This window comes from Cellulomonas sp. P5_C6 (assembly GCF_054049635.1).
On the sequence record NZ_JBFULZ010000037.1, the window covers coordinates 1 to 26,507 of the forward strand.

A 26,507-nucleotide genomic window follows, 5' to 3' on the forward strand; every position below is an offset into this window, starting at 1 on the left:
GGCAGGCCGTGCGGGTGGCCGGCAGCGGGGCCGCCGCTCCCGTCGAGCTGCCGCCCGGGATCGCGGTCCTGTGGCGCACCCCGACCGAGGGGCGGCCCGGACCCCGCCCGGGCCTGACCCTGGAGCAGATCGCCGACGCGGGGATCGCGCTCGCCGACGCCGAGGGGATCGACTCGGTCTCCATGGCCCGGCTGGCCGAGTCGCTGGGCTTCACGACGATGTCGCTGTACCGCTACGTCTCGTCCAAGGACGAGGTGCTGAGCCTCATGTCCGACCGCGCCGCCGGGCGCCCGCCGGTCCTGGGTCCCGAGGTGGGCGGCTGGCGCGAGCAGCTCGAGCTGATCCTCGCCGTGCAGCAGCCGATCCTGCACGCGCACCCGTGGCTGGCCCGGACGACGACCGTGCTGCACGCCGTCGGACCGGGCCGGCTGGCGTGGATGGAGGGCATGCTCGCCGCGCTCGCGGGCACGCCGCTGTCCGAGCGGCAGAAGGTCGGCGCGATCGGCCTGCTGGCCACGCACTCCCTGGACCAGCTGCGCGTCACCGAGGAGCTGACCGGGAGCAGGCGCACCGCCGCGATCGGCACGGCCGAGGGCGCCGACGAGTCCCCGGACCTGGGCGACCTCATCGGCGCGCTCGCCTCCCCGACCTCCCACCCCGCGCTGCTGCAGGCGGCCGCCGCGGGTGCCTTCTCGTTCGGTCCCGACGACCGGGCCGCCGACGCGGACGCCCTGGACTTCGGGACCACCCTGATCCTCGACGGCATCGAGCGGCTCATCGCGCTGGCGACCCCCACGGACTGAGCCGCCCACAGCCCCGGCTGTCCACTCGGGTCGGGATCGGTGTCGGGGGCGAGGGGCAGACTCGGCGCATGACCTCGCCCGACGTCCCGATCACCGGCCGCTGCTTCGGCGACGGCACCCCGCTCTACGAGCAGTACCACGACGAGGAGTGGGGCCGGCCCGTGCACGACGAGCACGCGCTCTTCGAGCGGTTCGCGCTCGAAGGCTTCCAGTCCGGCCTCGCGTGGATCACGGTGCTCCGCAAGCGGCCCGCGTTCCGGACGGCGTTCGCGGGTTTCGACCCGGAGCTGGTCGCGGCGTTCGGCGACGACGACGTCGCCCGGCTGATGGCCGACGCGGGCATCGTGCGCAACCGCGCCAAGATCGAGGCGACCATCGCCAACGGGCGCGCGCTGCGGGAGCTGCACGCCGGCGGGGGCACCCTGGACGCGGTCCTGTGGTCGCACGCGCCCGACCGCAGCGGGTACGTCAGGCCTCTGACCTGGGCCGGCGTCCCGGCGCAGACCGACGAGTCGCGCGCGCTCGCCAAGGAGCTGAAGTCGCTCGGCTTCCGGTTCGTCGGACCGATCACGGCGTACGCGGCGATGCAGGCCTGCGGGGTCGTCGACGACCACCTGGCGACATGCCCGTCGGCCGCCTCGACTCACCCGTCGGAGTGACCATTACTCCTGCCGGGTGACGCTGCCGCGGGGGTCTCGGAACCGAGTCTGACGCGGACTACAGTGCCGCCCATGACGGAGATCCCCGACCACGACGCCCGGCGTGATGCCGTGCGCGCGGCGGCCGAGGCTCTGACGGACAACGTCGTCCCCGACGCCGGGATCCTCGCGGCGGTCCAGGACGGGCTGCTGTCCGTCCCCGCCGGCTCCCCCAACTCCTGGTTCGACGTGCCGTCGCAGCGCAGCCGCATGCAGACCGGCACCCTTTCCCCTCGCCGCCCGCACTGACGGACGCGCGCGGCGAGCCGCACTCGGCTCCGCGCTGCCTGTAGCGCGATCCCGGCGTCGACGCCGGGCAGTCGACCGACGGACGCCGTCGTCTCACGGGTCGAGCATGGTTGCCCAGCATGTGATCGGCGGTCTAGCATCGCGCCTACCATCCAGAGCGGCCGAGAGACCTGGCTCGACGACGCCGCAGCAACCCCCCTCCCCGCCGAGGGTGTGGGTGCTTCCGCCAGGGACGATGGAGTGAGCAATGTCCCCGCAGACCACGTGTCCCCGCACCGCACCGGTGCAGACCACCCCACGGATCGCGCCGTGAGCGCCGCCACCGTGGAGCCCCGCACGCCCGGACTGCACGCCGCGCCGGCCGCACGCGCGCACACCGCGAACGACCGCCCGACCATCTCGTTCGAGCTGTTCCCGCCGCGCAACCCCGACGCCGCGCCCCGCCTGTGGGCCACCATCCGCGCGCTCGAGGCCGTCCACCCGGACTTCGTGTCCGTGACCTACGGCGCCTCGGGCAAGACCCGGGTCACCACGCGCGCGCTGGTCCGTCGGTTGCTGCGTGAGACGACGCTCAACCCGATCGCGCACCTGACCTGCGTCGGGACCTCGCGCGCGGAGATCACGGAGATCGTCGAGGAGTTCCTCGACGAGGGCCTCCGCTCGTTCCTCGCGCTGCGCGGCGACCCGCCGTCCGACCAGAGCGGCTGGGAGGCCCACCCCGACGGCCTGCAGACGGCCGGCGAGCTGGTCGAGCTGCTGCGCGACATCGAGGCCCAGCGCTGCGCGGACAGCCCCTCGCAGGCGGTCCGGGCGCGCGTGCGTCCGTTGTCGGTCGCCGTGGCGGCGTTCCCGCGCGGCAACCACGCCACGGGGGGCACCCGCGCGCAGGACGTCGCGTCGCTGCTGGCCAAGCAGCAGGCCGGCGCCGACTTCGCGATCACGCAGGTCTTCTTCGACGCGGACGACTACCTGGGTATCGTGGCGGAGGCCCGCGAGGCCGGGGTGACCATCCCGATCATCCCGGGCATCATCCCGACCACGGACCCGGCCAGGCTGCTGCGGGTGCAGGAGCTGACCGGCGTCCCCGTGCCGGAGAGCCTCCTGGACCTGCTCGGCTCCGCCGACGACGAGCTCGACCGCCACCGCCGGGGAATCCGCGCCAGCGTCGACCTGGTCAACGGCGTCCTGGACGGCGGAGCGCCCGGCGTCCACCTGTACACGTTCAACCAGCACCATGCCGCACTTGACCTGCTCGAGGGTGCACACCTCGACGGCGGAGCTCGGACAGCTCCCGACCTGGCCGGATGGCCGCAGGACACGGCACCCGCCCGACCCCCGAGGGACTGAGAACCAGATGAGCACTCCAACCTTCCCCGCCAGCTCCGTGCTCGGCTACCCCCGCATCGGCCCGCGCCGCGAGCTCAAGAAGGCCCTCGAGGCGTTCTGGGCCGGCCGCACCACCGCCGACGAGGTCGAGGCCACCGCCGCGGACCTGCGCAAGCGCACCCGCACCCGCCTGGCCGAGCTGGGCCTGGCCACCGACGTGCCGGCCATCCCGAGCGCGTTCTCGTTCTACGACCACGTGCTCGACGCGACGGCCGTCGTCGGTGCCGTCCCGGCCCGCTTCGCGGACGTCGTCGGCGCCGACGGTGCGCTGGACCTCGCCGGGTACTCGACCGTGGCCCGTGGCCGCGGCGACGACCTCCCGCTCGAGATGACCAAGTGGTTCGACACCAACTACCACTACCTGGTCCCCGAGATCGGTCCGGAGACCGAGTTCCGGTACGCCAGCAACCGCCCCGTGCGGGAGTTCCAGGAGGCCCTGGCGGACGGCGTGCTCACGCGCCCCGTCATCGTCGGCCCCGTCACCTACCTCGCCCTGGCMAAGGCCACCGAGGACGCCCCCGAGGGCTTCGCGCCCATCGACCGCCTGGCCGACCTGCTGCCCGTCTACGCCGCGCTGCTGACGGACCTCGCGGCCGCCGGCGCCACGTGGGTGCAGCTGGAGGAGCCCGCGCTGGTCTCCGACTCGATCGCCGTGCCGGCCGAGCAGCTGCTCGCGTCCGTCATCGAGGCGTACCGCGCGCTCGCCACCGACCTGGCCCGCCCGGAGCGTCCGGCCATCCTCGTCGCGGCGCCGTACGGCGACCTCGGCGCGGCGTTCCCGGTGCTCGCCGCCACGGACATCGAGGCCATCGGCATCGACCTGGTCCGCGGCCACGCGCCGACGGAGTCCGTCCCGGGCCTGGAGACCAAGACGCTGGTCGCCGGCGTGATCGACGGCCACAACATCTGGCGCGCCGACCTGGACGCCAAGCTGGCCGTCCTCGAGCAGCTCGAGGGCCTCGGCGCCGCCGCGGTGACCGTCGGCACCTCGACGTCGCTGTTCCACGTCCCGCACACCACGGGCGACGAGCCCAACCTCGACGCCACGCTCACGACCTGGCTCGCCTTCGCCGACGAGAAGGTCGTCGAGGTCGTCACGCTGGCCGAGGGCCTGACGGAGGGCCGCGAGGCCATCCACGAGCAGCTGCTCGCGGCGACCGACGCGGTCAACTCGCGCCGCACGGCGCCCGGCGTCGTCAACCCGGCCGTCCGCGACCGCGTGGCCGCCCTCGACGAGGCCGCGTTCAGCCGCGGTCCGTTCGACGAGCGCAAGGTCGCCCAGGCGGCCCGGCTCAACCTGCCGCCGCTGCCGACGACGTCCATCGGCTCGTTCCCGCAGACCACCGAGATCCGCACGGCCCGCGCCGCCTTCGGCAAGGGCGAGCTGACCGAGGAGCAGTACGACGACGAGATGAAGGCGGAGATCCGCCGCGTCGTCGAGCTGCAGGAGAAGATCGGCTTCGACGTGCTCGTGCACGGCGAGCCCGAGCGCAACGACATGGTCCAGTACTTCGCGGAGAACCTCGACGGGTTCGCCGTGACGCAGAACGGCTGGGTCCAGTCCTACGGCTCGCGCTGCACGCGCCCGTCGATCCTGTGGGGCGACGTCTCGCGGCCCAAGCCGATCACGGTCGAGTGGTCGTCCTACACGCAGTCGCTGACCGAGAAGCCGGTCAAGGGCATGCTCACCGGTCCGGTCACCATCCTCGCGTGGTCGTTCGTCCGCGACGACCAGCCGCTGGGTGACACCGCCAACCAGGTCGGCCTGGCCCTGCGCGACGAGATCGCCGACCTCGAGGCCGCCGGCATCGCCGTCATCCAGGTGGACGAGCCCGCGCTGCGCGAGCTGCTTCCCCTGCGCGTCGAGGACCACCCGGCGTACCTCGACTGGTCGGTCCGGTCGTTCCGGCTGTCCACGGCCGGCGTCCGCCCCGACACGCAGATCCACACGCACCTGTGCTACTCGGAGTTCGGCGAGATCATCGGCGCGATCGACGGCCTGGACGCCGACGTGACGTCGATCGAGGCCGCCCGCTCGAAGATGGAGATCCTCGGCGACATCTCGGCGGCCGGCTACCCGCGCGGCATCGGCCCGGGCGTCTACGACATCCACTCGCCGCGCGTGCCCAGCGAGGCCGAGGTCGAGGAGCTGCTCACCGAGGCGGTCAAGGCCATCGCGGTCGACCAGCTCTGGGTCAACCCGGACTGCGGCCTGAAGACCCGCCGGTACGAGGAGGTCGCCCCGTCCCTGGAGCACATCCTCGCGGCGACCCGGACGGTCCGCGCGACCCTCTGACCCGACTCGACGGCCCCGGACACCCTCGGCGGTGTCCGGGGCCGTCGTGCGTCCTAGGGTCGGACGGGTGACGATCTTCGACACCGTCCCCCTCGACCAGCTCCGCCGCCGGACCAGCGAGAAGTGGCGGGCCTACCCTCCCGACGTCCTGCCGCTGTTCGTCGCGGAGATGGACGTCCCGCAGCCCGAGCCGGTGATCCGGGCCGTGCACGACGCCGTGCGGACCGGTGACACCGGGTACCCGCACGGCCGCGCCTTCGCCCAGGTCCTGGCCGACTTCGCGCGGGAGCGCTGGGGCTGGGAGATCGACGCGGCGGCCTGCCGGCTGGCGTCCGACGTCATGGTCGGCGTGGTCGAGGCGCTGCGGCTGGTGACCGACCTGGGCGACGCCGTCGTCATCAACCCGCCGGTGTACCCGCCGTTCCGCGCGTTCGTCGAGCACGCCGGGCGCGATGTCGTCGCTGCACCTCTCGGCCCGGACGGCCGGCTGGACCTCGACGTGCTCGACCGCGCGTTCGCCGAGGCCCGGGCGCACGGCCCACGGCCCGCGTACCTGCTGTGCCACCCGCACAACCCCACCGGCACCCTCCACACCGCTGCGGAGCTCCGGGCGGTCGGCGAGCTCGCCAGGTACCACGGGGTGCGCGTGGTCGCCGACGAGATCCACGCCCCGCTCGTCCCGACGCGCGCCGACGGCACCCGCCCGCCGTTCGTGCCCACGACCACCGTGATCCCGGACGCCCTGGCGCTGCACTCGGCGTCCAAGGCGTTCAACCTCGCGGGCCTGCGGGTCGCCGTGATCGTGCCCGGACCGGACGCGGTGGCCGACCTGGCCCGGCAGTCCTGGGTCGTCGGCGACGGCGTGATGCACCTGGGCGTGGTCGCGGAGTCGGCGGCCTACGGCGAGTGCGGCGCGTGGCTCGACGAGGTGGTGGACGGCCTCGGGCAGAACCAGCGGCTCCTCGCCGCGCTGCTCGCCGAGCGCGTCCCGGACGCGGTCTGGTCGCCGCCCGAGGCGACCTACCTCGCGTGGATCGACCTCCGCGCGGTCCCGGCGGTCCGCGCGGGCGAGGATCCCGCCCGACGCGTCCTGGACCGGGGTCGTCTCGCGCTCAACTCGGGCCCGACGTTCGGCGACGAGGGAGCCGGCTTCGTGCGGCTCAACCTGGCCGCGTCGACGTCGACGCTCACCGACGCCGTCGACCGGATGGCCCTCGCGCTGGCCGACTGAGATCGATTCGTGACCATCCGTCCGCCGTCGGGGCTCATGTCCACCCCACGCACGTGCCGATCTGACGGGAGCGAGCCCACGAGGCCCGCACCTACGACGATGTAGTGGAGACACACGTGACGAAGTGCGACGAGTGCAGCTCTGCTGTGCAGGTGTGCGAGCGGTGCGACGGAGCCGGCAAGAAGCGCTGGTCGGGGGAGTGCAGCTACTGCCGCGGGACAGGCAATCTCTGCATGAAGAACTCGAACCACCGCTGGTGATCTGAGGCGTCGGGGCTCAGCCGCGCTGGCTGACCCGGACGTAGGTGCGGGCGAGGTGATCGACGATGCGGACGTCCGCGTCGAGCCACGGGACGTCGTGCCACTGGTGCAGGGCCAGCCACCGCAGCTCGTCGTGCTCGACGAGCGGTTCGGCCGTGCCCTCGACGACCTCGGCGAGCCAGATGCGCATCACGTACTCGTCCGACAGCCGCCACATGCCGGCGTCGGGGCCGACGAGCTCGACGCCGAGACCGATCCGCACACCGAGCTCCTCGCGGATCTCCCGGTGCAGGGCGTCCTCCGGCGACTCGTCTCCGTCCACCTTGCCGCCGGGGAACTCCCAGCGGCCGGCCAGTCGCGCCGGCACTGCTCGGCGTGCGGCCAACAGCTCACGAGGGTCGTCCAGGTCGTCCACGATCGCGGCGGCCACGACGAGCACAGGTGAGGTCATGCGGTGAGTCTGCCAGGCCCGCGTCGAGCGCGGCCGGCGACCCGGGGACGGCCCGGTGTCTTGAGCCGTCGGGTCACGATCAGCGGATGCCGTGCGCGACGGCCCAGGCGACGGCCTCGGCCCGCGTGGAGACGCCGATCTTGCGGTAGACGCTGCGCACCTGCGACTTCACGGTGTTGCGGGTAACGAAGAGCCGCGTGGCGATCTCCTCGAGGGTGACGTCCTCGGCGAGCTCCGCCAGCACCACCCGCTCGCGGCGCGTCAGTGCGTCGTTCGAGAGACCGACGGTCCTGCTCGTCTCCAACATGCTCATGGTGTCCTCCGGTGTGCTGCGTGACCCGGGGGGTCCGGGTCGTCACGCTCTGGGCTGCGTACCGGATGAGAGAGGGCTGGTCGTGAGCCATGACGCCACTTCCAGCAATCTCCTCATGCGCGGGTTCCCCCCCGCCATGCGCCCGATCGCGCCTGCCACCCACAATGAACGCCGCCTGCGTCTGCTGATACGCCGAACGTGTGAGCACCGACGGGTTTTCACCCGGACGGCTGATCAGCATGGCGGACGAAGCGTACGAATGAGTAACGGATGCGTTACCGCTGAGGTTCACCCCGCGTTCTGCGCGGTGTACTCCTCGGCGGTGAGCAGCGGACCGGTCGACGTGACGTCGACCTTGAGGAGCCAGCCCTCTCCGAACGGGTCTGAGTTGACCACCGACGGGTCGTCGACGGCGGCCTGGTTGACCTCGACGACCGTGCCGGAGACCGGGGAGTACAGCTCGGAGACCGACTTGGTCGACTCGATCTCGCCGACGACCGCGCCGGCGATGATCTCCTCGCCGACGGCGGGGAGCTCGAGGTAGACGATGTCGCCGAGCGCGTCTGCCGCGATCCCGGTGATGCCGACGGTCGCGGGGGCGCCGTCATCCAGCCATTCGTGCTCGACCGTGTAGTGCAGGTGGGTGGGCAGCTCCGCGGACATGTGAGGCTCCTGTCGGTACTTCTCTAGGGCTTGGTCTACCGGGGTCGGCGGTAGAAGGGAAGAGGAACCACCCGGACGGGTTCGAAGCGTCCGCGCACGTCAACCGCGAGCTCGGTGCCGGGAGCACTGAGCTCGGGGGTCACGTAGGCCATCGCCACGGGGTGCCCGAGGGTCGGAGACGGTGCTCCGGAGGTGACGGTACCGACCGCGACGGCGTCGGCGGACGTCCCGCTCATCACCGGGTAGCCGTGCCGGGCGGCGCGGCGGCCGAGCCCCTCGAGCCCGACGAGCACGCGTGCCGGCTCGGAGTCGGCGCGGCCGGCGAGGGCGTCCCGGCCCACGAACGGGAGCGGCCGGCCCTCGTCGTCGACCTTGTCCAGCTTCACCACGCGACCCAGGCCGGCGTCGTGCGGCGTGGTCGAGCGGTCGAGCTCGTTGCCGTACAGCGGCATGCCGGCCTCGAGGCGGAGGCTGTCGCGCGCGGACAGGCCGGCCGGGACCAGCCCGAACGGCTCGCCGGCCGCGAGGAACGCCTGCCACAGGGCGGGGGCGAGCGCGGCGTCGAGGAAGAACTCGAAGCCGTCCTCGCCCGTGTAGCCGGTGCGGGCGACGAAGACCGGCTTGCCCTCGAACGTCATCGGGATCGCCGCGTAGTACTTGAGCGTCTCGGCGTCGTGCCCGGCCTCGGCCAGCCCTTCGGTGGCGCGCAGGATCTCGAGCGCGCGGGGGCCCTGCACGGCGATGAGGGCGGTCTGCGGGGAGCGGTCCTCGACCACGACGTCGAACCCGACGGTCCGCTCGGCGAAGGCCGCGAGGACGGTGGCGTGGTTCGACGCGTTGGCGACGACCATGAAGGTGTCCTCGGTGTCGCGGTAGACGATCAGGTCGTCGACGACCCCGCCGTCCTCCGCGCAGATCATCGTGTAGCGCGCGCCGAGCAGGCGCAGGGCGGAGAGGTTGCCGACGAGCGCGTAGTCGAGGAACGCGCCGGCGTCCGGACCGCTGACCGCGATCTCGCCCATGTGCGACAGGTCGAACAGGCCCGCCGCCGTCCGGACCGCCGTGTGCTCGGCGATGTCGGACGTGTAGCGCAGCGGCATCTGCCAACCGGCAAAGCTGGTGAGGGCGGCGCCCAGGGCGACGTGCTCGTCGTTGAGCGGGCTGTGCCTGTCGACGATGCTGGTGTCCATGTCCTTGGTCTCTCTCACTAGGCGTAGGCCTCGATGGGCGGGCAGGAGCAGACCAGGTTGCGGTCGCCGTGCGCGCCGTCGATCCGGCGGACCGGCGGCCAGTACTTGCCCTCGCGCAGCGCGGCGACCGGGAAGGCGGCGAGCTCGCGCGGGTAGGCGTGGTCCCACACGTCGGCGCTGAGGGCCGCCGCGGTGTGCGGCGCGTGCCGCAGCGGGGAGTCCGCGACGGGCCAGCGACCGGCCTCGACGGCGTCGATCTCCCCGCGGATGGCGACGAGGGCGTCGACGAACCGGTCGAGCTCGGCCAGGTCCTCCGACTCGGTGGGCTCCACCATGAGMGTSCCGGCSACSGGGAACGACAGAGTCGGCGCGTGGAACCCGTAGTCCATGAGCCGCTTGGCGACGTCCTCGGCGGTCACCCCGGTSTCCTTGGTGATGTCCCGCAGGTCGAGGATGCACTCGTGCGCGACCAGGCCGTTSGGGCCSGTGTAGAGSACCGGGWAGTGCCCCGACAGGCGCGTGGCCAGGTAGTTCGCCGCGAGGACGGCGGTCTCGGTGGCCGATGTGAGGCCGTCGGGACCCATGAGCGCGACGTAGGCCCAGGAGATCGGGAGGATGCCGGCAGAGCCCCAGGGGKCCGCGCTGACCGGCGCCACGGTGTTCTGCGCGGCCGTCGCCGGCGTCGGGTCGCCCGGCAGGAACGGCGCGAGGTGGGCCGCGACCGCGACCGGGCCGACGCCGGGGCCGCCGCCGCCGTGCGGGATGCAGAACGTCTTGTGCAGGTTCAGGTGGCTCACGTCGCCGCCGATCTCGCCCGGGCGGGCCAGGCCGACGAGGGCGTTGAGGTTGGCGCCGTCGATGTACACCTGGCCACCGGCCTCGTGTACGAGCTCGCAGACCGTGCGCACTCCCTCCTCGTAGACGCCGTGCGTCGAGGGGTAGGTGATCATGATCGCGGCGACCTGGGGGCCGTGCTGGTCGAGCTTGGCGCGCAGGTCGTCGAGGTCGATCGAGCCGTCGTCGGCGGTCGCGACCACCACGACGCGCATGCCCGCGAGCGCCGCGGACGCCGCGTTGGTGCCGTGCGCCGAGGCCGGGATGAGGCAGACGTCGCGCGTGTCGCCGCGGCTCGCGTGGTACCCGTGGATGGCCAGCAGGCCGGCCAGCTCGCCCTGCGACCCCGCGTTCGGCTGCACCGAGACGGCCGCGTAGCCGGTGATCTCGGCCAGCCAGTCCTGCAGCTCGGTGACCAGCTCGGCGTAGCCCGTGGTCTGGTCGGTGGGGGCGTACGGGTGGATGGTGGCGAACTCGGGCCAGGAGATCGGCTCCATCTCGGCCGTCGCGTTGAGCTTCATGGTGCACGAGCCCAGCGGGATCATCGTGCGGTCCAGCGCCAGGTCCTTGTCCGACAGGCGTCGCAGGTAGCGCAGCATCGCGGTCTCGGACCGGTGCAGGTGGAAGACCGGGTGCTGCAGGTACGCGGTGGTCCGGCGCAGGTTCGCGGGGAGCGCGTCCCCGTCGCCGAGCCCGACGAACCCGAACGCGTAGGCGCCGTCCTCGTCGGCGTCGAGCGTCGTCACCCCGGCCGCCGCGAAGGCCAGCACGATGCGCAGCAGGTGGTCGCTGCTGGTCCGCTCGTCGCAGGCGATCTGCACGTGGTCGGCGTCGGGCGCCCAGAGGTTCACACCGGCCTGCGCGGCCTGCGCGACGACCTCGCGGGCCTTGCCCGGGACGACCGTGCGGACCGTGTCGAAGAAGGTGTCGTGCTCGACCGTGACGCCGACGCCCGCGAGCAGCTCGGCCAGGCCGGCGGCGTGCGCGTGCACGGTCGATGCGATCGCCCGCAGCCCGTCGGGCCCGTGGTAGACCGCGTACATCGACGCGACGATGGCCAGCAGCGCCTGCGCCGTGCAGATGTTGCTGGTGGCCTTCTCGCGGCGGATGTGCTGCTCGCGCGTCTGCAACGCGAGGCGGTAGGCACGGGCGCCGTCGGCGTCGATCGAGACCCCGACCAGCCGACCGGGGAGCATCCGCTCGAGGCCGTTGCGGACCGCCATGAACGCCGCGTGCGGGCCGCCGCCGAAGAGCGGGACCCCGAAGCGCTGGGCCGAGCCGACGGACACGTCGGCGCCGAGCTCGCCGGGGGAGGTGAGCAGCGTGAGCGCGAGCAGGTCCGCGGCCACGGTGACCAGGCCCCCGCGCGCCTTGGTCGCCTCGATGACGGGTCGCAGGTCGCGGACACGGCCCGACGCCCCCACCTGCTGGACCACGACGCCGATGAGGTCACCTTCGACCTCGGGCAGCCCGTCCGTCAGGTCCGCGACGACGACCGGCAGGCCGATGGCCTCCGCGCGGCCGACCGTGACGGCGAGCGACTGGCCGAACAGGTCGGCGTCGAGGACGACCGTGCCGGCCTTGCCCCGGGCCGCGCGCCACATCAGGGCGACGGCCTCGGCGACGGCGGTGGCCTCGTCGAGGAGCGAGGCGTTGGCCAGGTCGAGGCCCGTGAGGTCGGTGACCATCGTCTGGAAGTTGAGCAGCGCCTCGAGCCGGCCCTGCGAGATCTCCGGCTGGTACGGCGTGTAGGCGGTGTACCAGGCGGGGGACTCGAGCACGTTGCGGCGGATGACGGCCGGCGTGATCGTGTCGGAGTACCCCTGGCCGATCATCTGCGTCATCACGCGGTTCTTGCCGGCGATCGTGCGCAGAGCGGCGAGCACCTCCTCCTCGGAGCGCGCGGCCGGCAGGTCGAGCGGCCGGTCCGTGCGGATGCTCGCGGGGACGGCGGCGTCGACCAGCTCGTCGAGGGACTGGTAGCCGACGACGGAGAGCATGTGGGCCGTCTCGCCGCCGCGGGGGCCGATGTGCCGGTCCGCGAAGTTCTCGGCCGCCGGCGTGTGCTCGACGCTGGTGAACGCGACGGAGTCGTGCGAGGGGTCCAGGTGGACCGCAGGGACGCCGTTCACGACGGCGGTGGCCAACGAGCTGAGATCGGTCACGAGCTGCTCCGCAGGGGTCGTCCGGACATGCCGGGACGGTGGGTGGGCTCCCCGCTCTGTCACCTGCACCCGTGCGTGCGTGCACGCACGTGCAGACCTGAGAGTTTTGCCGGTCCGCCTGTCGGGGCGCGCCGGCTTGCACCGTCGGTGGGACCTGCCCCCCGAGGGAGGGCCGGGCCGCTTTCCAGAGTTGCCTCGCCGTGGCGGTACAGGGGCCTGAGAGATTCCCGGGGAGGATTGCTCCTTCGGCGCCCCGCACGTTCTGCGGGAGCTCTCCCGCCGCGGTTCGAGCAGCATGTGAAGTTGTGCGCCCAGCGTACCCGCCGCTGTCCAGGGTGCCGTTCGTCCATCCCCGCGCCGCCCGCTCGTGCGTACATTGGCCCGGTGCAGCAGAGCCACGCGAGAGCCGTGATCGCCGCCGTCATCGTCGTGTCCGACCGCTCCGCCACGGGCGAGCGTCCCGACGCCTCCGGGCCGGCCGCCGTGTCCCGGTTGCTCGCGGCCGGGTACAGCGCGGCGGACCTCTCGGTGGTGCCCGACGGTGCGCGCTCGGTCGAAGGGGCGCTCCGCGCGGCGATCGACGGTGGAGCCCGGCTCGTGGTCACGTCCGGTGGCACCGGCGTGGGGCCGCGGGACCGTACGCCCGAGGGCACCCGCCCGGTCATCGACCGCGAGCTGCCGGGGATCGGCGAGCTGCTGCGGCGCGACGGGTCCCGGACCGTGCCGACAGCCGTCCTGTCGCGCGGCATCGCGGGCGTGACCGACGGCGGCGCCCTCATCGTCAATCTGCCCGGGTCGCCGGCCGGGGTCACCGAGGGCCTCGACGTGCTGCTGCCCCTGGTGGACCACGTGCTSGACCAGCTGGCGGGCGGGGACCACCGATGATCGCGCGCGTCGTCGACGAGCCTCTCGACCTGCAGTTTCACGTGGAACACGTGAGCGGTCCGCGGGTCGGTGCGGTCGCCACGTTCGTCGGCCTGGTGCGCGACCACGACCCGTCCGTCGAGGGGCGCGTGGTCGGTCTCGACTACTCGGCGCACCCGTCGGCAGCCGACGTGCTCGAGCGGATCGCACGCGCCGCCCTCACCGACGACGTCCTCGGCATCGCCGTCAGCCACCGGGTCGGCCACCTGGCCGTCGGCGAGGCCGCCATCGTCGCCGCCGTCGCGACGAGCCACCGGGCGGAGGCGTTCGACGTCTGCCGTGCGCTGGTCGAGACGGTCAAGGCCGAGCTGCCGGTGTGGAAGCGTGAGGTGCTGGAGGACGGTTCGCACGTATGGGTGGGGATGGCATGACGGAGCAGCTGGTCGACCGGTTCGGGCGCGTGCACCGCGACCTGCGGATCTCGCTGACCGACCGCTGCTCGCTGCGCTGCACCTACTGCATGCCGGCCGACGGCGTCCCGTGGCTGGCGCGGTCGACCATGCTCAGCACCGACGAGATCGTGCACGTGGCACGCGTGGGCGTGGAGCTGGGCATCGAGGAGATCCGGCTGACCGGCGGCGAGCCCCTGCTGCGCGTCGACATCGTCGACGTCGTGCGCCGGCTCACCGCGCTGACCGGCCCCGCCGGGAGCCCCGAGGTGTCGCTGACGACGAACGCGCTGCGCCTGCCCGGGCTCGCCTCCGAGCTCAAGGACGCCGGGCTGTCCCGCGTGAACATCAGCCTGGACACCCTGGACCGGCAGAAGTTCCAGCAGCTGACCCGCCGCGACAAGCTGGTCGAGACGCTGGCCGGCGTCGCCGCCGCCGACGCTGCGGGGCTGCACCCCGTGAAGATCAACGCGGTGGCCATGCGCGGGGTGAACGACGACGAGGTGGTCGCGCTGACGCGGTTCGCCGTCGAGCGCGGGTACCAGATGCGGTTCATCGAGCAGATGCCGCTGGACGCAGGGCACACCTGGGACCGGACCGAGATGGTCACGCAGGCGGAGATCCTGTCGCGGCTGACCGCCGAGTTCGAGCTGACCGAGGTGCCCGGACGCGGGGCTGCGCCGGCCGAGCTCTGGTACGTCGACGGCGGCCCGGCCACCGTCGGCGTCATCGCCTCGGTCACCGCACCCTTCTGCGGGGCGTGCGACCGGCTACGGCTCACGGCCGACGGGCAGCTGCGTGCATGCCTGTTCTCGCAGACGGAGACCAACGTGCGGGACCTGCTCCGGGGGGAGACGCCGACGGTCGACGGCGGCGCCCTGGGGATCGGCCCGGGGCAGGCGACGCGGATCGGGACCACGGCCCCCGCCCGGCCCGCACCGACCCCGGCGGACGTCGACACGGCGCTGGCCGACGCCTACCGCCGCTGCCTGGCGGGCAAGAAGGCCGGTCACGACATCGACGACCCGAGCTTCCTGCAGCCCGACCGCCCGATGAGCGCGATCGGCGGCTAGGGCTCAGCCGCCGGCGAAGGGCGGGAGCACGTCCAGCGTGGCACCGGCGGGCACCAGGTCGTCGCCCTCGACCCGCGACCCGTCGGCGAGCAGTGCGCACCGACCCAGCACGTGGTCGAGGCCGGGTCCGTGCGCGGCGACCATCGCGGCCCTGACCTGGGCGGCAGAACCGGCGGCCAGCTGTTCGGTGTCGACCCCGGCGGCCTCCGCGGCGGCGGCGAAGTAGCGGACGGTGATCACTGCTCGGCGGTCCAGGCCTGCGCGCGGCCCTCGATCCAGGCGAGGACGTCGGACGGGTTCGAGCTCGCCGCCGCCAGGCCCGCGACGAACATCGTCACGGGGACGGCGGGCCGGGCGACCTGGTGGGCGACGTCCGACGCCACCTCGAGCAGGCGGTCGATGTCGACCAGCTCGCGCTCGACGCCGAGCGCCGCGGTGATCTGGTCGATCCAGGCGGGCAGGTCGGCGCCGGGGGCGCGGCGCGGGTCGTCGGTCATGGTCCGATCCTGTCACCGAGCTCCGCGTCCAGGCGCTCGACGTCCGCCCAGGTGTCCGCGTCGGCGGCGGCGTCCGCCGTGTCCGGGACGTCGACCAGCCGCAGCAGGGCCACGAGCTGCCGCATCGACGCTCCGTGCGTCTCCGGGAGCGCGGCGAGGGCGCGAGCGAGAGCATCGGCACGGTAGACGGCCACCAGGTGCTGCGGGTGGCCGTCGGCGCTGACCAGTCGGGCGCCGTCGACCCCGTCGCCCCGCGCAGCGGCGAGCAGCACCGGCAGGGCCGACCCGGCGCGCGGCACGTCGCAAGCCAGCACGGCGACGAGGTCCGCGGAGCCGTCGGCGGCGAGGAACGCGAGCCCCGCCGCCAGACCCGCCACCGGGCCGCCGTCGGGCGGGTCCTCCAGCGCGGTGGGGATGCCGGGACGAGCGAGCTCCGCGGGTCCGACGACGACGATCCGGGCCGCAGCCGCGACGGCCAGGAGCGCGTGGTCCAGCAGGGCCCGGCCGCCGACGACGACCTCGGGCTTGCTCGCGCCCCCCAGGCGTCGACCGCGCCCGCCCGCGAGGACGACGGCATCGAACGGGCCCGCGGTCGGGCCGCCGCTGCCCTCCGCGGTCATGCCCCGCGTCGCCAGTCGCCCGACCGGCCGCCGGACTTCGCCTCGAGCTGGACGTCGGTGATGCGCACGGACTTGTCGAGGCCCTTGACCATGTCGACCACCGCGAGCGCGGCGACCGAGACCGCCGTGAGCGCCTCCATCTCCACGCCGGTGCGGTCCGCCGTGCGGACGGTCGCGGTGATCGAGACGCCGTCGTCGGTGAGCTCGAGGTCCACGACGACCCCGTGCACCCCGATCACGTGCGCGAGGGGCAGCAGCTCGGGGGTGCGCTTGGCGGCGGCGATGCCCGCGATGCGCGCGACCGCGAGGACGTCGCCCTTGGGCACGGTGCCGTCCCGCAGCGCCGCGACGACCCCGGGTCCGCAGGTCACCCGGCCGGTCGCCGTGGCCGAGCGGACCGTCGGCTGCTTCGCGGTGACGTCGACCATGCGGGCGTGCCCGGCGGCGTCGAGGTGCGTGAACTGCTCGGTCATGGGCTCACCTTCAGGACGGTCACGCGGTCGCCGGGGGCGACCCGGTCGACCTCGGCGGGGATGACGGCGAGGCCCTCGGCCTGCACCAGGCGCGCGACGAGGTGCGACCCGGAGCCGGCCGCGGTCGCGCGGACCACCCGGTCGGCGGCCACCCAGCGCACGGGCATCAGCTGCGCGCGGCCGGGCGGGGTGGTCCATCCCTCGTCGGCCACCACCGAGACCGTGGCGCGCTCGACGTCGACCAGCCCGCGCATCCGCTGCAGGGCGGGCCGCACGAACATCTCGAACGAGGCGAACGAGCTCACCGGGTTGCCCGGCAGCGTGACGATCGGGGTGCCGCCGGGCAGTCGGCCGAGGCCCTGGGGCTTGCCGGGCTGGACGGCGACAGCGACGAACTCGACGTCCGGCTCGTCGGCCAGCGCCGCCTTGACCACGTCGTACGCGCCGACGCTGACGCCGCCCGACGTGACGATCATGTCGACCTCGTCGTCCGTGTCGAGGCTGTGCAGCAGGGTGCGCAGGGTCGGGACGTCGTCCGGCACCGGGCCCAGGCGCAGCGCGACGCCGCCGGCCTCCCGGACCGCGGCGGCCAGGAGCCACGAGTTCGAGTCGGGCAGCTGACCGCGGTGCAGGGGGTTGCCGGGCGCGACGAGCTCGTCGCCGGTCGAGATCACCGCGACCCTCGGTCGCCGGTGCACGCGCACGGTCGGGTGGCCCAGCGAGGCGACGGCGGCGATCGCGGCGGGCCCGAGCCGGGTCCCGGCCGTCACGACGACGTCGCCCGGCACCGCGTCCTCGCCCGCCCGGCGGACGTGCACCCCGGCGGCCGGCGCGTCCCGGACCAGCACGGTCACGGTCCCGGCGTCGGTGAGCTCGACGGGGACGATCGTGTTGGCGCCGGGAGGGACGGGCGCCCCGGTCATGATGCGGGCGGCCGTGCCGGCGGTGACGACAGGCTCGTCGGCGGTCCCGGCCGGCAGGTCCGCGACGACGCGCAGCGTGACCGGCAGCTCCTCGACATCGACGTGCCGGACCGCGTAGCCGTCCATCGCCGAGTTGTCCCAGCGCGGCAGCGGACCGTCGGTGCGCAGGTCCTCGGCGAGCACCATGCCGTCGGCGTCGTCGAGCGGGACCTCGATCGCCGGGAGCGGTGCGCCGAGCGCGAGCGTCGCCAGGCGGTGGTCCGTCAGGGTGCGCACGCGGCTGATCCTCGCAGAGACCGGTGAGTCAGCGGACGGCCATCCAGGCGAGGATCCCGCCCTCCAGGTTCGTCGCCTCGAAGCCGGCGTTCTGCAGGATCCGCGCCGCGGTCAGCGAGCGGCCGCCCACCTGGCACTGCACGACGATCTCGACGTCGTGCGGCAGGTCGGCCAGCGCCGAGCCGTCGAACACGGTGCCCAGGGGCATGAGCACCGCGCCGGGGATCGACGCCTCGGCCCACTCGGACGGCTCGCGCACGTCGATGAGCAGGAAGTCGTCGGTGCCGGCCTCGCGGGCGGCCAGGCGCTGCACCAGCTCGGGCGCGGTGATGACGGGGACGTCGGACATGGCGGGTGCCTCCTGGGTGGTGGTCCTCCGGCCGGCGAGCAGGGGGACCTCGGTCCACCGGCCACGGAGGGCGTCGACGACGAGCACGCGGCCGAGCAGCGTCTCGCCGGTGCCGGTGATGAGCTTGACCACCTCGGTGGCCATGACGGAGCCGATCTGACCGCACAGCGCGCCGAGCACGCCGGCCTCGGCGCAGGACGGGACCTCGTCGGGTCGCGGTGGCTCCGGGAACAGGTCGCGGAGCTGCGGGCCCTGCTGAGCCCAGAACACGGTCGTCTGCGCGTCGAACCGCAGCACCGAGCCCCACACCTCCGGCAGACCCAGGCGCGCGCACGCGTCGTTGACCACGTAGCGGGTGGGGAAGTTGTCGGTGCCGTCGACGACGACGTCGTAGCCCCGCAGGATCTGGTCGGCGTTCTCGCTGGTCAGCCGCGTGCGATGGGCGATCGCGCGGATGTCGGGGTCCAGCGCCTCGATGGCCTCGCGCGCACTGTCGACCTTCGGTCGGCCGACGTCGGCGGTCCCGTGGACGACCTGGCGCTGGAGGTTGCTCACGTCGACCACGTCGTCGTCGACGATGCCGATGGTGCCCACGCCGGCCGCGGCGAGGTACTGCAGCACCGGGGCCCCGAGCCCACCTGCTCCGACGACGAGGACGCGTGCGTTCCGCAGGCGACGCTGGCCGTCGACGCCGAGCTCGGCGAGCAGCAGGTGCCGCGACCCGCGCTGGGCCTGCGCGGGGGTCAGCGGCGGTCCCGGCGGGACCAGCGGGGGCAGAGGCACGGGTCCAACCTACGTCGCCACGGGACCGCTACAGAGCGCCCTGCCACCTGACGATCCGGTCCACGGCCTCGCGCACCACGTCGACCGACGACGCGAACGAGAGCCGGACCCACCGGTGCCCGTCGACCGGGTCGAAGTCGGTGCCGGGCGTGAGCGCCACGCCGGCCTCGTCGAGAAGCCTCGCGCACCAGGTGGTCGCGTCGAGGCCGCTCGCCGAGATGTCGGCGTACAGGTAGAAGGCGCCGTCCGCGGGGGCGACGCGCGACCAGCCGAGCTCGGGCAGGCGCTCGAGCAGGTGCGTCCGGGCCGCCGCGTAGCGCTCGACGTTCTCGCGGGCGGCCGCATACCCGTCGGCGCTGAACGCGGCGACGCCGGCGTGCTGGGCGAGCGCCGGCGGGCACAGGGCCACGTTGCCCGCGAGCGCGTCGACGGCGGTCACCAGGTCGTCCGGGAGGATCAGCCAGCCGAGCCGCCAGCCCGTCATGGCCCAGTACTTGGAGAACGAGTTCACGACGACGGCGCCGCGGGACAGGTAGTGCGCGGCCGTCGTCGTCGCCGCGGAGCCGTAGGTGATGCCGTGGTAGATCTCGTCGCTGATCAGCCGGACGTCGTGGTCCGCGCACCAGTCCGCGAGCGCGGCGAGCTCGTCGGGGGCGATCATCGTCCCGGTCGGGTTGGCGGGGCTGGCGATCACCAGGCCCTCGATCGGGGCGTCGAGCGCCTCGAGCTGCGCGACCGTCGGCTGGTACCGCGTCTCCGGGCCGCAGGGAATGACGACGACCTCGCACCCGAGGGCCGCCAGGATGTTCGCGTAGGCCGGGTACCCGGGGACCGCGAGCGCCACCCGGTCGCCCACGTCGAACGCCGCGAGGAACGCGAGGAGGAAGCCGCCGGACGAGCCGGTGGTCACCGCGACCCGTCCCGGGTCGACCGCGACGTCGTACCAGTCGCGGTAGTGCTGGGCGATCGCCGCCCGCATGCCCGGCGCCCCCAACGACTCGGTGTACCCGAGGTCGCTGGCGGTGAGCAGGTCGATCGCGCGGCGCCGGACCACCTCCGAGGCGCCGGTCGACGGCTCGCCCGCGCACAGGTTGAGCACGTCCTCGCCCGCGGCCTTCCGGGCGTTCGCGGCGGCCAGGATCTCCATCACGGCGAACGGGGGGACGTGGGCTMGCGCGGCGACCTTCATGTCCGCCATTGAACACGTCTAGCGTTCGCACCGTGATCGTGGACTGCGCCCTCTACTCCGCCGGCCGTCGTCGCCACCGGATCGACGACCTGCGGCTCGCGCTGCGGGAGGCCGAGAAGGAGGACGGCTTCGTCTGGATCGGCCTCGTCGCGCCCACGGCGGACGAGTTCGACCTGCTCGCCGAGGGGTTCGACCTGCCCGAGCTCGCCATCGAGGACGCCATCGCGTCCCACCAGCGGCCCAAGCTCGAGCGGTACGGCAGCGTCACGTTCGCCGTAGTGAAGCCGGTGCACTACGTCGACCACGTCGAGGTGGTCGAGGTCAGCGAGCTGGCGATCTTCCTGGGCGACCGGTTCGTCATCGTCGTGCGGCACGGCGACACGACGATCCCCGCGCAGGTCCGGGCCGCGCTCGAGGCCGACCCCGAGATGCTCCAGCACGGACCGCCGGCGGTGCTGCACGGGATCCTCGACAAGGCCGTCGACCAGTACCTCGACGTCACCGCGGCGATCGACGAGGACCTCGACCAGATCGAGGACCAGGTGTTCGGCGACGACCCGGGCAGCGACCACGCCGAGCGGATCTACAAGCTCAAGCGCGAGCTGCAGCAGTTCCGCCGGGCCGTCGTGCCGCTGGTCCAGCCGCTGACCCGCCTGGCCGAGGAGGAGGTGCCCTGCATCCCCGCCTACTCCCGGCCGTACTTCCGCGACGTCCAGGACCACGTGCTACGGGCCGCGGAGCTCATCGAGGCCGCGGACGCGCTGCTCACGGGCGTGATGCAGGCGGACCTGGCGCAGGTGACCGTCGAGCAGAACCGCGTGACGGTCCAGCAGAACTCCGACATGCGCAAGATCTCCGCGTGGGCCGCGATCGCACTGGTACCCACCGCGATCACCGGGCTCTACGGCATGAACTTCGACAACATCCCCGCCCTGCACACGCGGTTCGGGTTCTGGGTGGTGCTCGCCGGCATCGGCGTCGTCTGCGTGGGGCTGTACCGCGCGTTCCGTCGCAACCTCTGGCTCTGACCGATCGGGTGGTTCTGACTCGTTCGCCTGCGGGACCGTGGTGGTGCTCGATACCGTCTCGCCATCCCAGCGACCGGAGGACCGATGCTGCGCCGACTCGCCACCCTTGCCGTCACAACAGTGCTCGCGATCGGGCTCGGCACCGCGCCCGCCTCCGCGTACACCGCGCCGCCGCGGACGCCACCCACGTTCTACTCGCTCCCGTACACGTCCGAGCTGTACACGTACAGCGCGGAGGTCGGCGTCAGTCCGGTGTCGTTCGACAACTGGCTCGCCTGGGGGGCAGGGCGTCCCGTCCCGGTGACGACGGAGTTCCTGCACTACACGTGGGCGCCCGACATCTTGGCGGTGTCGCACTTCAGCGCCACGAAGTCCCTCTGGCACCACGTCACCGGTGCCGAGTGGGCGCACGCGGGGTACCCGGCCCCCGGGACCGCCGGCTCGCTGCCGGGGACCTTCTACGTCCAATACGCGTCGTCGTCGGACATCATCGCGATGTTCGGCGACACCGACGCGCGACACCACGTGACTTTCGCCGAGTGGCAGGCCGCCGGGTTCCCCACCCCCGTCCAGGATCCGGGCGGGTACCTCAAGCTCTCGTGGGACGCCAGCATCACCTCGGTCGGTGACGTCGAGCACCCGGGTCGGACGCTCCCGCTCACCTACCAGCAGTGGGGTGCTCTCGGGTTCCCGACGCCGCGGGTGCGCGACACGTTCCCCGGGGACACCTGGTGCTGGATGCCGCCCGAGTGGATGGTCAACGACCAGAGCCCGGTGCCGCACTACCCGGAGGGCGGGATCCTGTACGACGGGATGACCTACCAGGGGTACGTGCGGCGCGAGGTCTGGCCGCTCATCGGCGTCGACCTCGCCACGGCGACCGAGTGCGGCTAGGTGGTCACGGCGTCGGGAGCGACGCCTCGATCAGCTCGACGATCTCGGGGGCGTCCGGCTCGGTCTTCGGGCGGAACCTGTGCACCGACCCGGCCGGCGTGACGACGAACTTCTCGAAGTTCCACGTGATCCGGCCGGCCTTGCCCGACGCGTCCGGCGCCTTGGTGAGCTCGGCGTACAGCGGGTGCTGGGAGCGGCCGTTGACCTTCGTCTTCTCGAACATCGGGAACGTGACGCCCCAGGTGGTCGAGCAGTACTCGGCGATGGCCTCCTCGGAGCCGAGCTCCTGCAGGAACTGGTTGCTGGGGAAGCCGAGCACCGTGAACCCGCGGTCGCCATAGGTCTTCTGGAGCTCTTCGAGCTTCTCGTACTGCGGCGCCAGCCCGCACCGCGAGGCGACGTTGACCACGAGCTTCACCTTGCCCGCGTACGCGCCGAACGTGGTGGGGTCGCCGTGCAGCGTGGTCAGCGGGATCTCGTTGAGGGACATGCCTCGGTCAACCATCCTGTGTGACCTGCGCATTCCCTCAGGTGTGGCGGACGTGCTCGACGATGCCGTCGGCGGCCGCCTCGATCTGCGCCAGGCAGTCCTCGAAGTCCTGCCGGCCGCCGTACCAGGGGTCGGCGACGTCGAGGTCGCCGACGGCGTCCGGGTCGAAGGAACGGAAGAGCAGAGGCTCGATCCCGAGCCGTCGCAGTGCGCGCGCGTGCGCGTTCGTCATCGCCAGGACGAGGTCCCGCTGGTCACCGGCCTGCACCTGCCGCGCCCGGTGCCCCTCACCGGTCGGATAGCCGTGGGCCTCCAGGACGGACCGGGCGCGGCGGTCGACCGGGTTGCCGTGCTCCTCGTCGCTGGTCCCGGAGGAGTCGACCACCACGCGGTCGGCCAGGCCCGCGGCGGCGAACCGCTCGCGGAGCACGATCTCGGCCATCGGGGAGCGGCAGATGTTGCCGGTGCAGACGACCATGACGGTGTAGGGGTGGGGCACCCGCTCATGATCTGCGACGGACGTCACGAAACACCACTCGTCGGGCGCGGGTTGTGCGAAGCATGCGAGCCATCACCTACTCCCGCTACGGCGGCCCCGACGTCCTCGAGCTCACCGAGCTGCCGACCCCCAAGGTCGGTCCCGACAGCGTCCTCGTGCGCGTCCGAGCCGCGTCCGTGAACCCGGTCGACTGGAAGGTCCGCGCGGGGTACCTCGACCCGATCATGGACATCGGCTTCCCCGCGGTCCCGGGTTGGGACGTCGCCGGCGTGGTCGAGCGGGTCGGCCTGGACACCCCGGAGCTGGCCGTCGGCGACGAGGTCTACGGCTACGTCCGCCGCGACTGGCTGCACGGCGGCACGTTTGCCGAGTACGTCGCCGCCCCGGTCCGGACCCTCGCGCGCAAGCCCGCGAACCTCACCTTCGAGGAGGCCGCCGCCGTGCCGCTGGCCGGCCTGACCGCCTACCAGACCATCCGCCGCGCGGGCGTGTCCGCCGGCCAGACGGTCCTCGTGCACGCCGCCGCCGGCGGGGTCGGAGCCTTCGCGGTGCAGATCGCGCAGTCGCTCGGCGCCCGGGTCATCGGCACGGCCTCCGCGCGCAACCACGAGTACCTCCGCGGTCTGGGGGCCTCGCCCGTGGAGTACGGCGACGGGCTCGTCGAGCGGGTCCGCGCCCTGGCCCCCGAGGGCGTCGACGTCGTGCTCGACTACGGCGGCGACGACCTGGTGGCGACGACTCGCGCGCTCCTGGTCGACGGCGGCACCGTGGCGTCGATCGTCGACGCCGCCGCGCGCGACGAGCTGGGCGGCCACTACGTCTGGGTCCGACCGAGCACCGAGGACCTCGAGGCCCTCTCGGCACTGATCGAGGCCGGCACGGTGTCCGTCGACGTGGCCGAGGTGTTCGAGCTCGCCGACGCGGCCGCCGCGCACGAGGCCAGCCAGACCGGTCACGTCCGCGGCAAGGTCGTCGTCCGCGTCGACTGACCTGCCCGTTCCTCGACGGCCCGCGTCCTCTCGGAGGACGCGGGCCGTCGTGCTTGGCAAACGCGTAATAGTCGAGATATATTCTGGTTCGAACATTCGACGTCGGACCCAGGAGGAGCCATGGCAGCGCGCAGCCGCAGCAACCCGCTGGCCCTCGCCGTGCTCGCGCTGCTGTGGGAGCGCCCGATGCACCCCTACGAGATGTCGATGACGCTGCGCGAGCGGCGCAAGGACGAGTCGGTGCGGCTGAACTTCGGCTCGCTGTACTCGGTGGTCGACTCGCTGGTGAAGCACGGGCTGATCGAGGCGGCGTCGACCGAGCGCGACGGCAACCGCCCCACGCGCACGATCTACCGGATCACGGAGGCCGGGGCGACCGAGGCCATCGACTGGCTGACCGACCTGGTGCGCACGCCGGTCAAGGAGTTCCCGCAGTTCGAGGCGGCCCTGTCGTTCCTGCCGCTGCTGGGTCCCGACGACGTGGTCCGGCTCCTCCGCCTGCGCCTGGCCTCGCTCGAGCGGCAGGTCGCCGGGCTCGAGGCGACGCTGGCCGACGCCGCGGCGATGGGCCTGCCGGCGATCTTCTCGCTGGAGAGCGAGTACGAGGCCGCGATGGTCCGCGCCGAGCTGGCGTTCGTCACCACGCTCGCGACGAGCATCGCGGACGGCTCGTTCGAGGGCGTCGACCTCTGGCGCGACCTGCACGCGCGCGCCGCTGCGCACGGTGGCCTCGACCCCGACGATCTGGCGGAGGTGCTCGGTCCCTATCTGAGCGCTCCGTAACAAGGTCGGCCCAGGTGCTGGAACACCCGGGCCGACCACCACGAACCGACCGGGACCCGTGAGGGCACCTGCGCGATCCGCCGCACGAATCAGCATAGGTGGCAGCTCGGTCGGACCTTCCGCCGTCCTTCGTGAAGGAACTGACGGCACGACCGAGAGAAGGCACCACCATGCCTGCAGCACCCGTGGTCGAGGCACTCGACCTCGTGAAGACGTACCCGGGCGGCCGCGGCCGGCCCGACGTCCAGGCCCTCGACGGCCTCACGCTCAGCATCGCCGGCGGCACCGTCCACGGGCTGCTCGGCCCCAACGGCGCCGGCAAGTCCACCACGACGAAGGTGCTCACCACCCTCGCGAGGGCGACCTCCGGCACGGCCCGGGTGGCCGGTCACGACGTCGTCCGCGAGGCCGACGCCGTCCGCCGCCGCATCGGCTACGTGTCCCAGGGCACCGGCGCCGACCCGCTGCTGAGCCCGCGCGAGAACCTCGTGATGGCCGCGCGCCTGCGGGGGCTGTCCCGGTCCGCGTCGACGGACCGGGCGGCCGCACTCGTCGACCGGTTCGGGCTCGCCGACGCCGCCGACCGCGGTGCCGGCAAGCTCTCCGGCGGCACGCGCCGCAAGCTCGACGTCGCGCTCGGCCTCGTCGGCACCCCGCAGGTCCTGTTCCTCGACGAGCCCACCACCGGGCTCGACCCCGAGGCGCGGGCGGCCATGTGGGAGGAGATCCGCCGGCTGGCCGGCGAGGACGCGCTGACCGTCGTGCTCACCACGCACTACCTGGAAGAGGCGGACCGGCTCGCCGACKGGCTCACCATCGTCGACCGCGGGCGCGTCGTCGCCGAGGGCTCGCCCGAGTCGCTGAAGGCCACGCTCGAGGGGGACACCCTCACGGTCGAGCTGGTCGAGCCGGCGGAGTCGGCCGTGCGGTACGCCGTCGGGTCCATCACCGCGCTGCGCGACGTCGTCGTGCACGTCGAGGGGCCCACGGGCCGGCTCGTCGCACGGACCACCGACGGACCGGCCGTCGTCGGCACCGTCATCGCCGCCCTGCAGGCGGCCGGCGTGCGGCACGGCGCCGTGGCCGTCTCCCGACCCACCCTCGACGACGTCTACCTGCGCCACGCGGGCCGCTCGTGGACGTCGGCCGAGGCCCGCCAGCTGGAGGTCGTCCGATGAGCACCACCACCCTCGACCGCGCCCCGTGGGTCGTCCAGACCTCCGAGGTCACCGGCCGCTGGACCGTGGACGCGATCCGCCAGCCGTGGGGCCTCGGCGTCGCGATCATCCAGCCCGTCGTCTGGCTCGTCCTGTTCGGCAACGTGTTCTCGTCGGTCGCTACCGTGCCCGGCTTCGGGGCCGACGACTACATGACGTTCCTGGTCCCCGGCATCCTCATGATGACCGTCCTGTACTCGGGGGCCTGGGCCGGAACCGGCTTCATCGACGACATCACCAGCGGCGTCATGGACCGGATGCTCACCTCGCCGGTGTCCCGGTCGTCGCTGGTGGCGGGGCAGCTGGTGCAGCAGCTGCTCGTCTGCGTGGTCCAGGGGATCTGCGTCCTCGGGATCGGCGCCCTGGCCGGCGCCCGGTACGACGGCGGGATCGGCGGGATGGCGCTCGCGATCGGGGCGTCCCTGCTGCTCGCGGCGGCGTTCTGCTCGCTGTCCGCCGCCGTCGCGCTGCTGGCCCGCGACCAGACCGCGCTCATCGGCATCTCGACCGTCATCGTGCTGCCGGCGACGTTCCTCTCGACCGCGCTCATGCCCGCCGCGCTGCTGCCCGAC

General features: G+C 73.1%; 29 protein-coding genes and 2 riboswitches. Of the genes, 15 read left to right on the plus strand and 14 right to left on the minus strand.

Annotated elements, in window-relative coordinates; genetic code table 11:
- From ACXJKG_RS06370 to ACXJKG_RS06395, 6 genes are all read left to right on the plus strand, one after another.
- A partial coding sequence (locus ACXJKG_RS06370; protein WP_456844912.1) for a TetR/AcrR family transcriptional regulator occupies positions 1–803 on the plus strand: 803 nt, incomplete at its 5' end.
- 68 nt (positions 804–871) lie between these two features.
- The gene (locus ACXJKG_RS06375) at positions 872–1,462 is read left to right on the plus strand and encodes a DNA-3-methyladenine glycosylase I (protein WP_456844913.1); all 591 of its coding nucleotides are present in this window, start codon (positions 872–874) and stop codon (positions 1,460–1,462) included.
- Positions 1,463–1,534: 72 nt separating this feature from the next.
- Positions 1,535–1,750, plus strand: coding sequence for a hypothetical protein (locus tag ACXJKG_RS06380; RefSeq protein WP_456844914.1), 216 nt, complete (start codon positions 1,535–1,537; stop codon positions 1,748–1,750).
- 145 nt (positions 1,751–1,895) lie between these two features.
- A riboswitch (SAM riboswitch) is annotated at positions 1,896–1,992 on the plus strand.
- Between the two features lie 67 nt (positions 1,993–2,059).
- The gene (locus ACXJKG_RS06385) at positions 2,060–3,097 is read left to right on the plus strand and encodes a methylenetetrahydrofolate reductase (protein WP_456844915.1); all 1,038 of its coding nucleotides are present in this window, start codon (positions 2,060–2,062) and stop codon (positions 3,095–3,097) included.
- 7 nt (positions 3,098–3,104) lie between these two features.
- Positions 3,105–5,432, plus strand: coding sequence for a 5-methyltetrahydropteroyltriglutamate--homocysteine S-methyltransferase (gene metE / locus ACXJKG_RS06390; RefSeq protein WP_456844916.1), 2,328 nt, complete (start codon positions 3,105–3,107; stop codon positions 5,430–5,432).
- Between the two features lie 67 nt (positions 5,433–5,499).
- The gene (locus tag ACXJKG_RS06395; protein ID WP_456844917.1) at positions 5,500–6,663 is read left to right on the plus strand and encodes a MalY/PatB family protein; all 1,164 of its coding nucleotides are present in this window, start codon (positions 5,500–5,502) and stop codon (positions 6,661–6,663) included.
- Between the two features lie 276 nt (positions 6,664–6,939).
- On the opposite strand, the gene ACXJKG_RS06400 is transcribed toward ACXJKG_RS06395, so the two are convergent.
- From ACXJKG_RS06400 to gcvP, 5 genes are all read right to left on the minus strand, one after another.
- Complete coding sequence (locus ACXJKG_RS06400) at positions 6,940–7,374, minus strand: (deoxy)nucleoside triphosphate pyrophosphohydrolase (protein ID WP_456844918.1); 435 nt, start codon at positions 7,372–7,374, stop codon at positions 6,940–6,942.
- Positions 7,375–7,453: 79 nt separating this feature from the next.
- Positions 7,454–7,687 (minus strand): LuxR C-terminal-related transcriptional regulator, encoded by a 234-nt coding sequence (locus tag ACXJKG_RS06405; RefSeq protein ID WP_456844919.1) that lies wholly within the window; start codon positions 7,685–7,687, stop codon positions 7,454–7,456.
- A 288-nt stretch (positions 7,688–7,975) separates the two neighbouring features.
- On the minus strand, positions 7,976–8,350 hold the full coding sequence (gcvH, locus tag ACXJKG_RS06410) for a glycine cleavage system protein GcvH (protein ID WP_456844920.1): 375 nt from the start codon (positions 8,348–8,350) through the stop codon (positions 7,976–7,978).
- Between the two features lie 35 nt (positions 8,351–8,385).
- On the minus strand, positions 8,386–9,540 hold the full coding sequence (gene gcvT, locus ACXJKG_RS06415) for a glycine cleavage system aminomethyltransferase GcvT (RefSeq protein ID WP_456844921.1): 1,155 nt from the start codon (positions 9,538–9,540) through the stop codon (positions 8,386–8,388).
- Positions 9,541–9,557: 17 nt separating this feature from the next.
- Entirely contained in the window at positions 9,558–12,482 is a 2,925-nt protein-coding gene (gene gcvP, locus ACXJKG_RS06420) for an aminomethyl-transferring glycine dehydrogenase (RefSeq protein ID WP_456844939.1), read from the minus strand.
- A 251-nt stretch (positions 12,483–12,733) separates the two neighbouring features.
- Positions 12,734–12,828, minus strand: a riboswitch (glycine riboswitch).
- A gap of 95 nt (positions 12,829–12,923) precedes the next feature.
- Between gcvP and ACXJKG_RS06425 the strand changes: the two genes are divergently transcribed.
- From ACXJKG_RS06425 to moaA, 3 genes are read left to right on the plus strand one after another with little or no spacing between them, the layout of a single operon-like run.
- Complete coding sequence (locus ACXJKG_RS06425; RefSeq protein ID WP_456844922.1) at positions 12,924–13,424, plus strand: MogA/MoaB family molybdenum cofactor biosynthesis protein; 501 nt, start codon at positions 12,924–12,926, stop codon at positions 13,422–13,424.
- Positions 13,421–13,834, plus strand: coding sequence for a molybdenum cofactor biosynthesis protein MoaE (locus ACXJKG_RS06430; RefSeq protein ID WP_456844923.1), 414 nt, complete (start codon positions 13,421–13,423; stop codon positions 13,832–13,834). The genes ACXJKG_RS06425 and ACXJKG_RS06430 overlap by 4 nt, the downstream gene beginning before the upstream one ends.
- Positions 13,831–14,925, plus strand: coding sequence for a GTP 3',8-cyclase MoaA (gene moaA / locus ACXJKG_RS06435; RefSeq protein ID WP_456844924.1), 1,095 nt, complete (start codon positions 13,831–13,833; stop codon positions 14,923–14,925). Before ACXJKG_RS06430 ends, moaA begins: the two co-directional genes overlap by 4 nt.
- A gap of 3 nt (positions 14,926–14,928) precedes the next feature.
- Here the strand turns inward: moaA and ACXJKG_RS06440 are convergent, their stop codons facing one another.
- Genes ACXJKG_RS06440 through ACXJKG_RS06470 form a run of 7 tightly spaced genes read right to left on the minus strand, consistent with a single transcriptional unit; the run spans position 14,929 to position 20,035 of the window.
- Positions 14,929–15,165, minus strand: a complete 237-nt coding sequence (locus ACXJKG_RS06440) for a MoaD/ThiS family protein (protein ID WP_456844925.1) — start codon at positions 15,163–15,165, stop codon at positions 14,929–14,931.
- The gene (locus ACXJKG_RS06445; protein WP_456844926.1) at positions 15,162–15,422 is read right to left on the minus strand and encodes a DUF6457 domain-containing protein; all 261 of its coding nucleotides are present in this window, start codon (positions 15,420–15,422) and stop codon (positions 15,162–15,164) included. Before ACXJKG_RS06445 ends, ACXJKG_RS06440 begins: the two co-directional genes overlap by 4 nt.
- Complete coding sequence (locus ACXJKG_RS06450) at positions 15,419–16,042, minus strand: NTP transferase domain-containing protein (RefSeq protein WP_456844927.1); 624 nt, start codon at positions 16,040–16,042, stop codon at positions 15,419–15,421. The genes ACXJKG_RS06445 and ACXJKG_RS06450 overlap by 4 nt, the downstream gene beginning before the upstream one ends.
- Positions 16,039–16,515 (minus strand): cyclic pyranopterin monophosphate synthase MoaC, encoded by a 477-nt coding sequence (gene moaC / locus ACXJKG_RS06455; protein WP_456844928.1) that lies wholly within the window; start codon positions 16,513–16,515, stop codon positions 16,039–16,041. Before moaC ends, ACXJKG_RS06450 begins: the two co-directional genes overlap by 4 nt.
- The gene (locus ACXJKG_RS06460; RefSeq protein ID WP_456844929.1) at positions 16,512–17,714 is read right to left on the minus strand and encodes a molybdopterin molybdotransferase MoeA; all 1,203 of its coding nucleotides are present in this window, start codon (positions 17,712–17,714) and stop codon (positions 16,512–16,514) included. The genes moaC and ACXJKG_RS06460 overlap by 4 nt, the downstream gene beginning before the upstream one ends.
- 28 nt (positions 17,715–17,742) lie before the next feature.
- Positions 17,743–18,846 (minus strand): molybdopterin-synthase adenylyltransferase MoeB, encoded by a 1,104-nt coding sequence (moeB, locus tag ACXJKG_RS06465; RefSeq protein ID WP_456844930.1) that lies wholly within the window; start codon positions 18,844–18,846, stop codon positions 17,743–17,745.
- Between the two features lie 28 nt (positions 18,847–18,874).
- Entirely contained in the window at positions 18,875–20,035 is a 1,161-nt protein-coding gene (locus ACXJKG_RS06470; protein WP_456844931.1) for a pyridoxal phosphate-dependent aminotransferase, read from the minus strand.
- A gap of 32 nt (positions 20,036–20,067) precedes the next feature.
- Here ACXJKG_RS06470 and ACXJKG_RS06475 point away from each other — a divergent pair, with 32 nt between their 5' ends.
- Together ACXJKG_RS06475 and ACXJKG_RS06480 are read left to right on the plus strand one after the other, a co-directional pair.
- On the plus strand, positions 20,068–21,063 hold the full coding sequence (locus ACXJKG_RS06475; protein WP_456844932.1) for a magnesium and cobalt transport protein CorA: 996 nt from the start codon (positions 20,068–20,070) through the stop codon (positions 21,061–21,063).
- 84 nt (positions 21,064–21,147) lie between these two features.
- A complete protein-coding gene (locus ACXJKG_RS06480) occupies positions 21,148–21,957 on the plus strand; it encodes a hypothetical protein (protein ID WP_456844933.1) in 810 nt (269 codons plus the stop codon).
- 4 nt (positions 21,958–21,961) lie between these two features.
- Here the strand turns inward: ACXJKG_RS06480 and ACXJKG_RS06485 are convergent, their stop codons facing one another.
- Positions 21,962–22,447, minus strand: coding sequence for a glutathione peroxidase (locus ACXJKG_RS06485; protein WP_456844934.1), 486 nt, complete (start codon positions 22,445–22,447; stop codon positions 21,962–21,964).
- Positions 22,448–22,484: 37 nt separating this feature from the next.
- On the minus strand, positions 22,485–22,925 hold the full coding sequence (locus tag ACXJKG_RS06490) for a low molecular weight protein-tyrosine-phosphatase (RefSeq protein WP_456844940.1): 441 nt from the start codon (positions 22,923–22,925) through the stop codon (positions 22,485–22,487).
- Positions 22,926–23,008: 83 nt separating this feature from the next.
- Between ACXJKG_RS06490 and ACXJKG_RS06495 the strand changes: the two genes are divergently transcribed.
- The 4 genes from ACXJKG_RS06495 to ACXJKG_RS06510 all read left to right on the plus strand — a co-directional run.
- On the plus strand, positions 23,009–23,935 hold the full coding sequence (locus ACXJKG_RS06495; protein ID WP_456844935.1) for an NADP-dependent oxidoreductase: 927 nt from the start codon (positions 23,009–23,011) through the stop codon (positions 23,933–23,935).
- A gap of 120 nt (positions 23,936–24,055) precedes the next feature.
- On the plus strand, positions 24,056–24,718 hold the full coding sequence (locus ACXJKG_RS06500) for a PadR family transcriptional regulator (RefSeq protein WP_456844936.1): 663 nt from the start codon (positions 24,056–24,058) through the stop codon (positions 24,716–24,718).
- Positions 24,719–24,888: 170 nt separating this feature from the next.
- A complete protein-coding gene (locus tag ACXJKG_RS06505; RefSeq protein ID WP_456844937.1) occupies positions 24,889–25,896 on the plus strand; it encodes an ABC transporter ATP-binding protein in 1,008 nt (335 codons plus the stop codon).
- A partial coding sequence (locus ACXJKG_RS06510; protein ID WP_456844938.1) for an ABC transporter permease occupies positions 25,893–26,507 on the plus strand: 615 nt, incomplete at its 3' end. The genes ACXJKG_RS06505 and ACXJKG_RS06510, both read left to right, overlap by 4 nt.

Coding starts and splice junctions, on each gene's coding strand:
- ACXJKG_RS06495 (WP_456844935.1), top strand. CDS start 23,009: ATGCGAGCCATCACCTACTCCCGCTACGGCGGCCCCGACGTCCTCGAG.
- moaA (WP_456844924.1), top strand. CDS start 13,831: ATGACGGAGCAGCTGGTCGACCGGTTCGGGCGCGTGCACCGCGACCTG.
- ACXJKG_RS06445 (WP_456844926.1), bottom strand. CDS start 15,422: ATGACCGACGACCCGCGCCGCGCCCCCGGCGCCGACCTGCCCGCCTGG.
- moaC (WP_456844928.1), bottom strand. CDS start 16,515: ATGACCGAGCAGTTCACGCACCTCGACGCCGCCGGGCACGCCCGCATG.
- gcvT (WP_456844921.1), bottom strand. CDS start 9,540: ATGGACACCAGCATCGTCGACAGGCACAGCCCGCTCAACGACGAGCAC.
- ACXJKG_RS06480 (WP_456844933.1), top strand. CDS start 21,148: ATGCTGCGCCGACTCGCCACCCTTGCCGTCACAACAGTGCTCGCGATC.
- gcvH (WP_456844920.1), bottom strand. CDS start 8,350: ATGTCCGCGGAGCTGCCCACCCACCTGCACTACACGGTCGAGCACGAA.
- ACXJKG_RS06405 (WP_456844919.1), bottom strand. CDS start 7,687: ATGAGCATGTTGGAGACGAGCAGGACCGTCGGTCTCTCGAACGACGCA.
- ACXJKG_RS06490 (WP_456844940.1), bottom strand. CDS start 22,925: ATGGTCGTCTGCACCGGCAACATCTGCCGCTCCCCGATGGCCGAGATC.
- ACXJKG_RS06450 (WP_456844927.1), bottom strand. CDS start 16,042: ATGACCGCGGAGGGCAGCGGCGGCCCGACCGCGGGCCCGTTCGATGCC.
- ACXJKG_RS06485 (WP_456844934.1), bottom strand. CDS start 22,447: ATGTCCCTCAACGAGATCCCGCTGACCACGCTGCACGGCGACCCCACC.
- ACXJKG_RS06375 (WP_456844913.1), top strand. CDS start 872: ATGACCTCGCCCGACGTCCCGATCACCGGCCGCTGCTTCGGCGACGGC.
- ACXJKG_RS06430 (WP_456844923.1), top strand. CDS start 13,421: ATGATCGCGCGCGTCGTCGACGAGCCTCTCGACCTGCAGTTTCACGTG.
- ACXJKG_RS06380 (WP_456844914.1), top strand. CDS start 1,535: ATGACGGAGATCCCCGACCACGACGCCCGGCGTGATGCCGTGCGCGCG.
- ACXJKG_RS06500 (WP_456844936.1), top strand. CDS start 24,056: ATGGCAGCGCGCAGCCGCAGCAACCCGCTGGCCCTCGCCGTGCTCGCG.
- ACXJKG_RS06400 (WP_456844918.1), bottom strand. CDS start 7,374: ATGACCTCACCTGTGCTCGTCGTGGCCGCCGCGATCGTGGACGACCTG.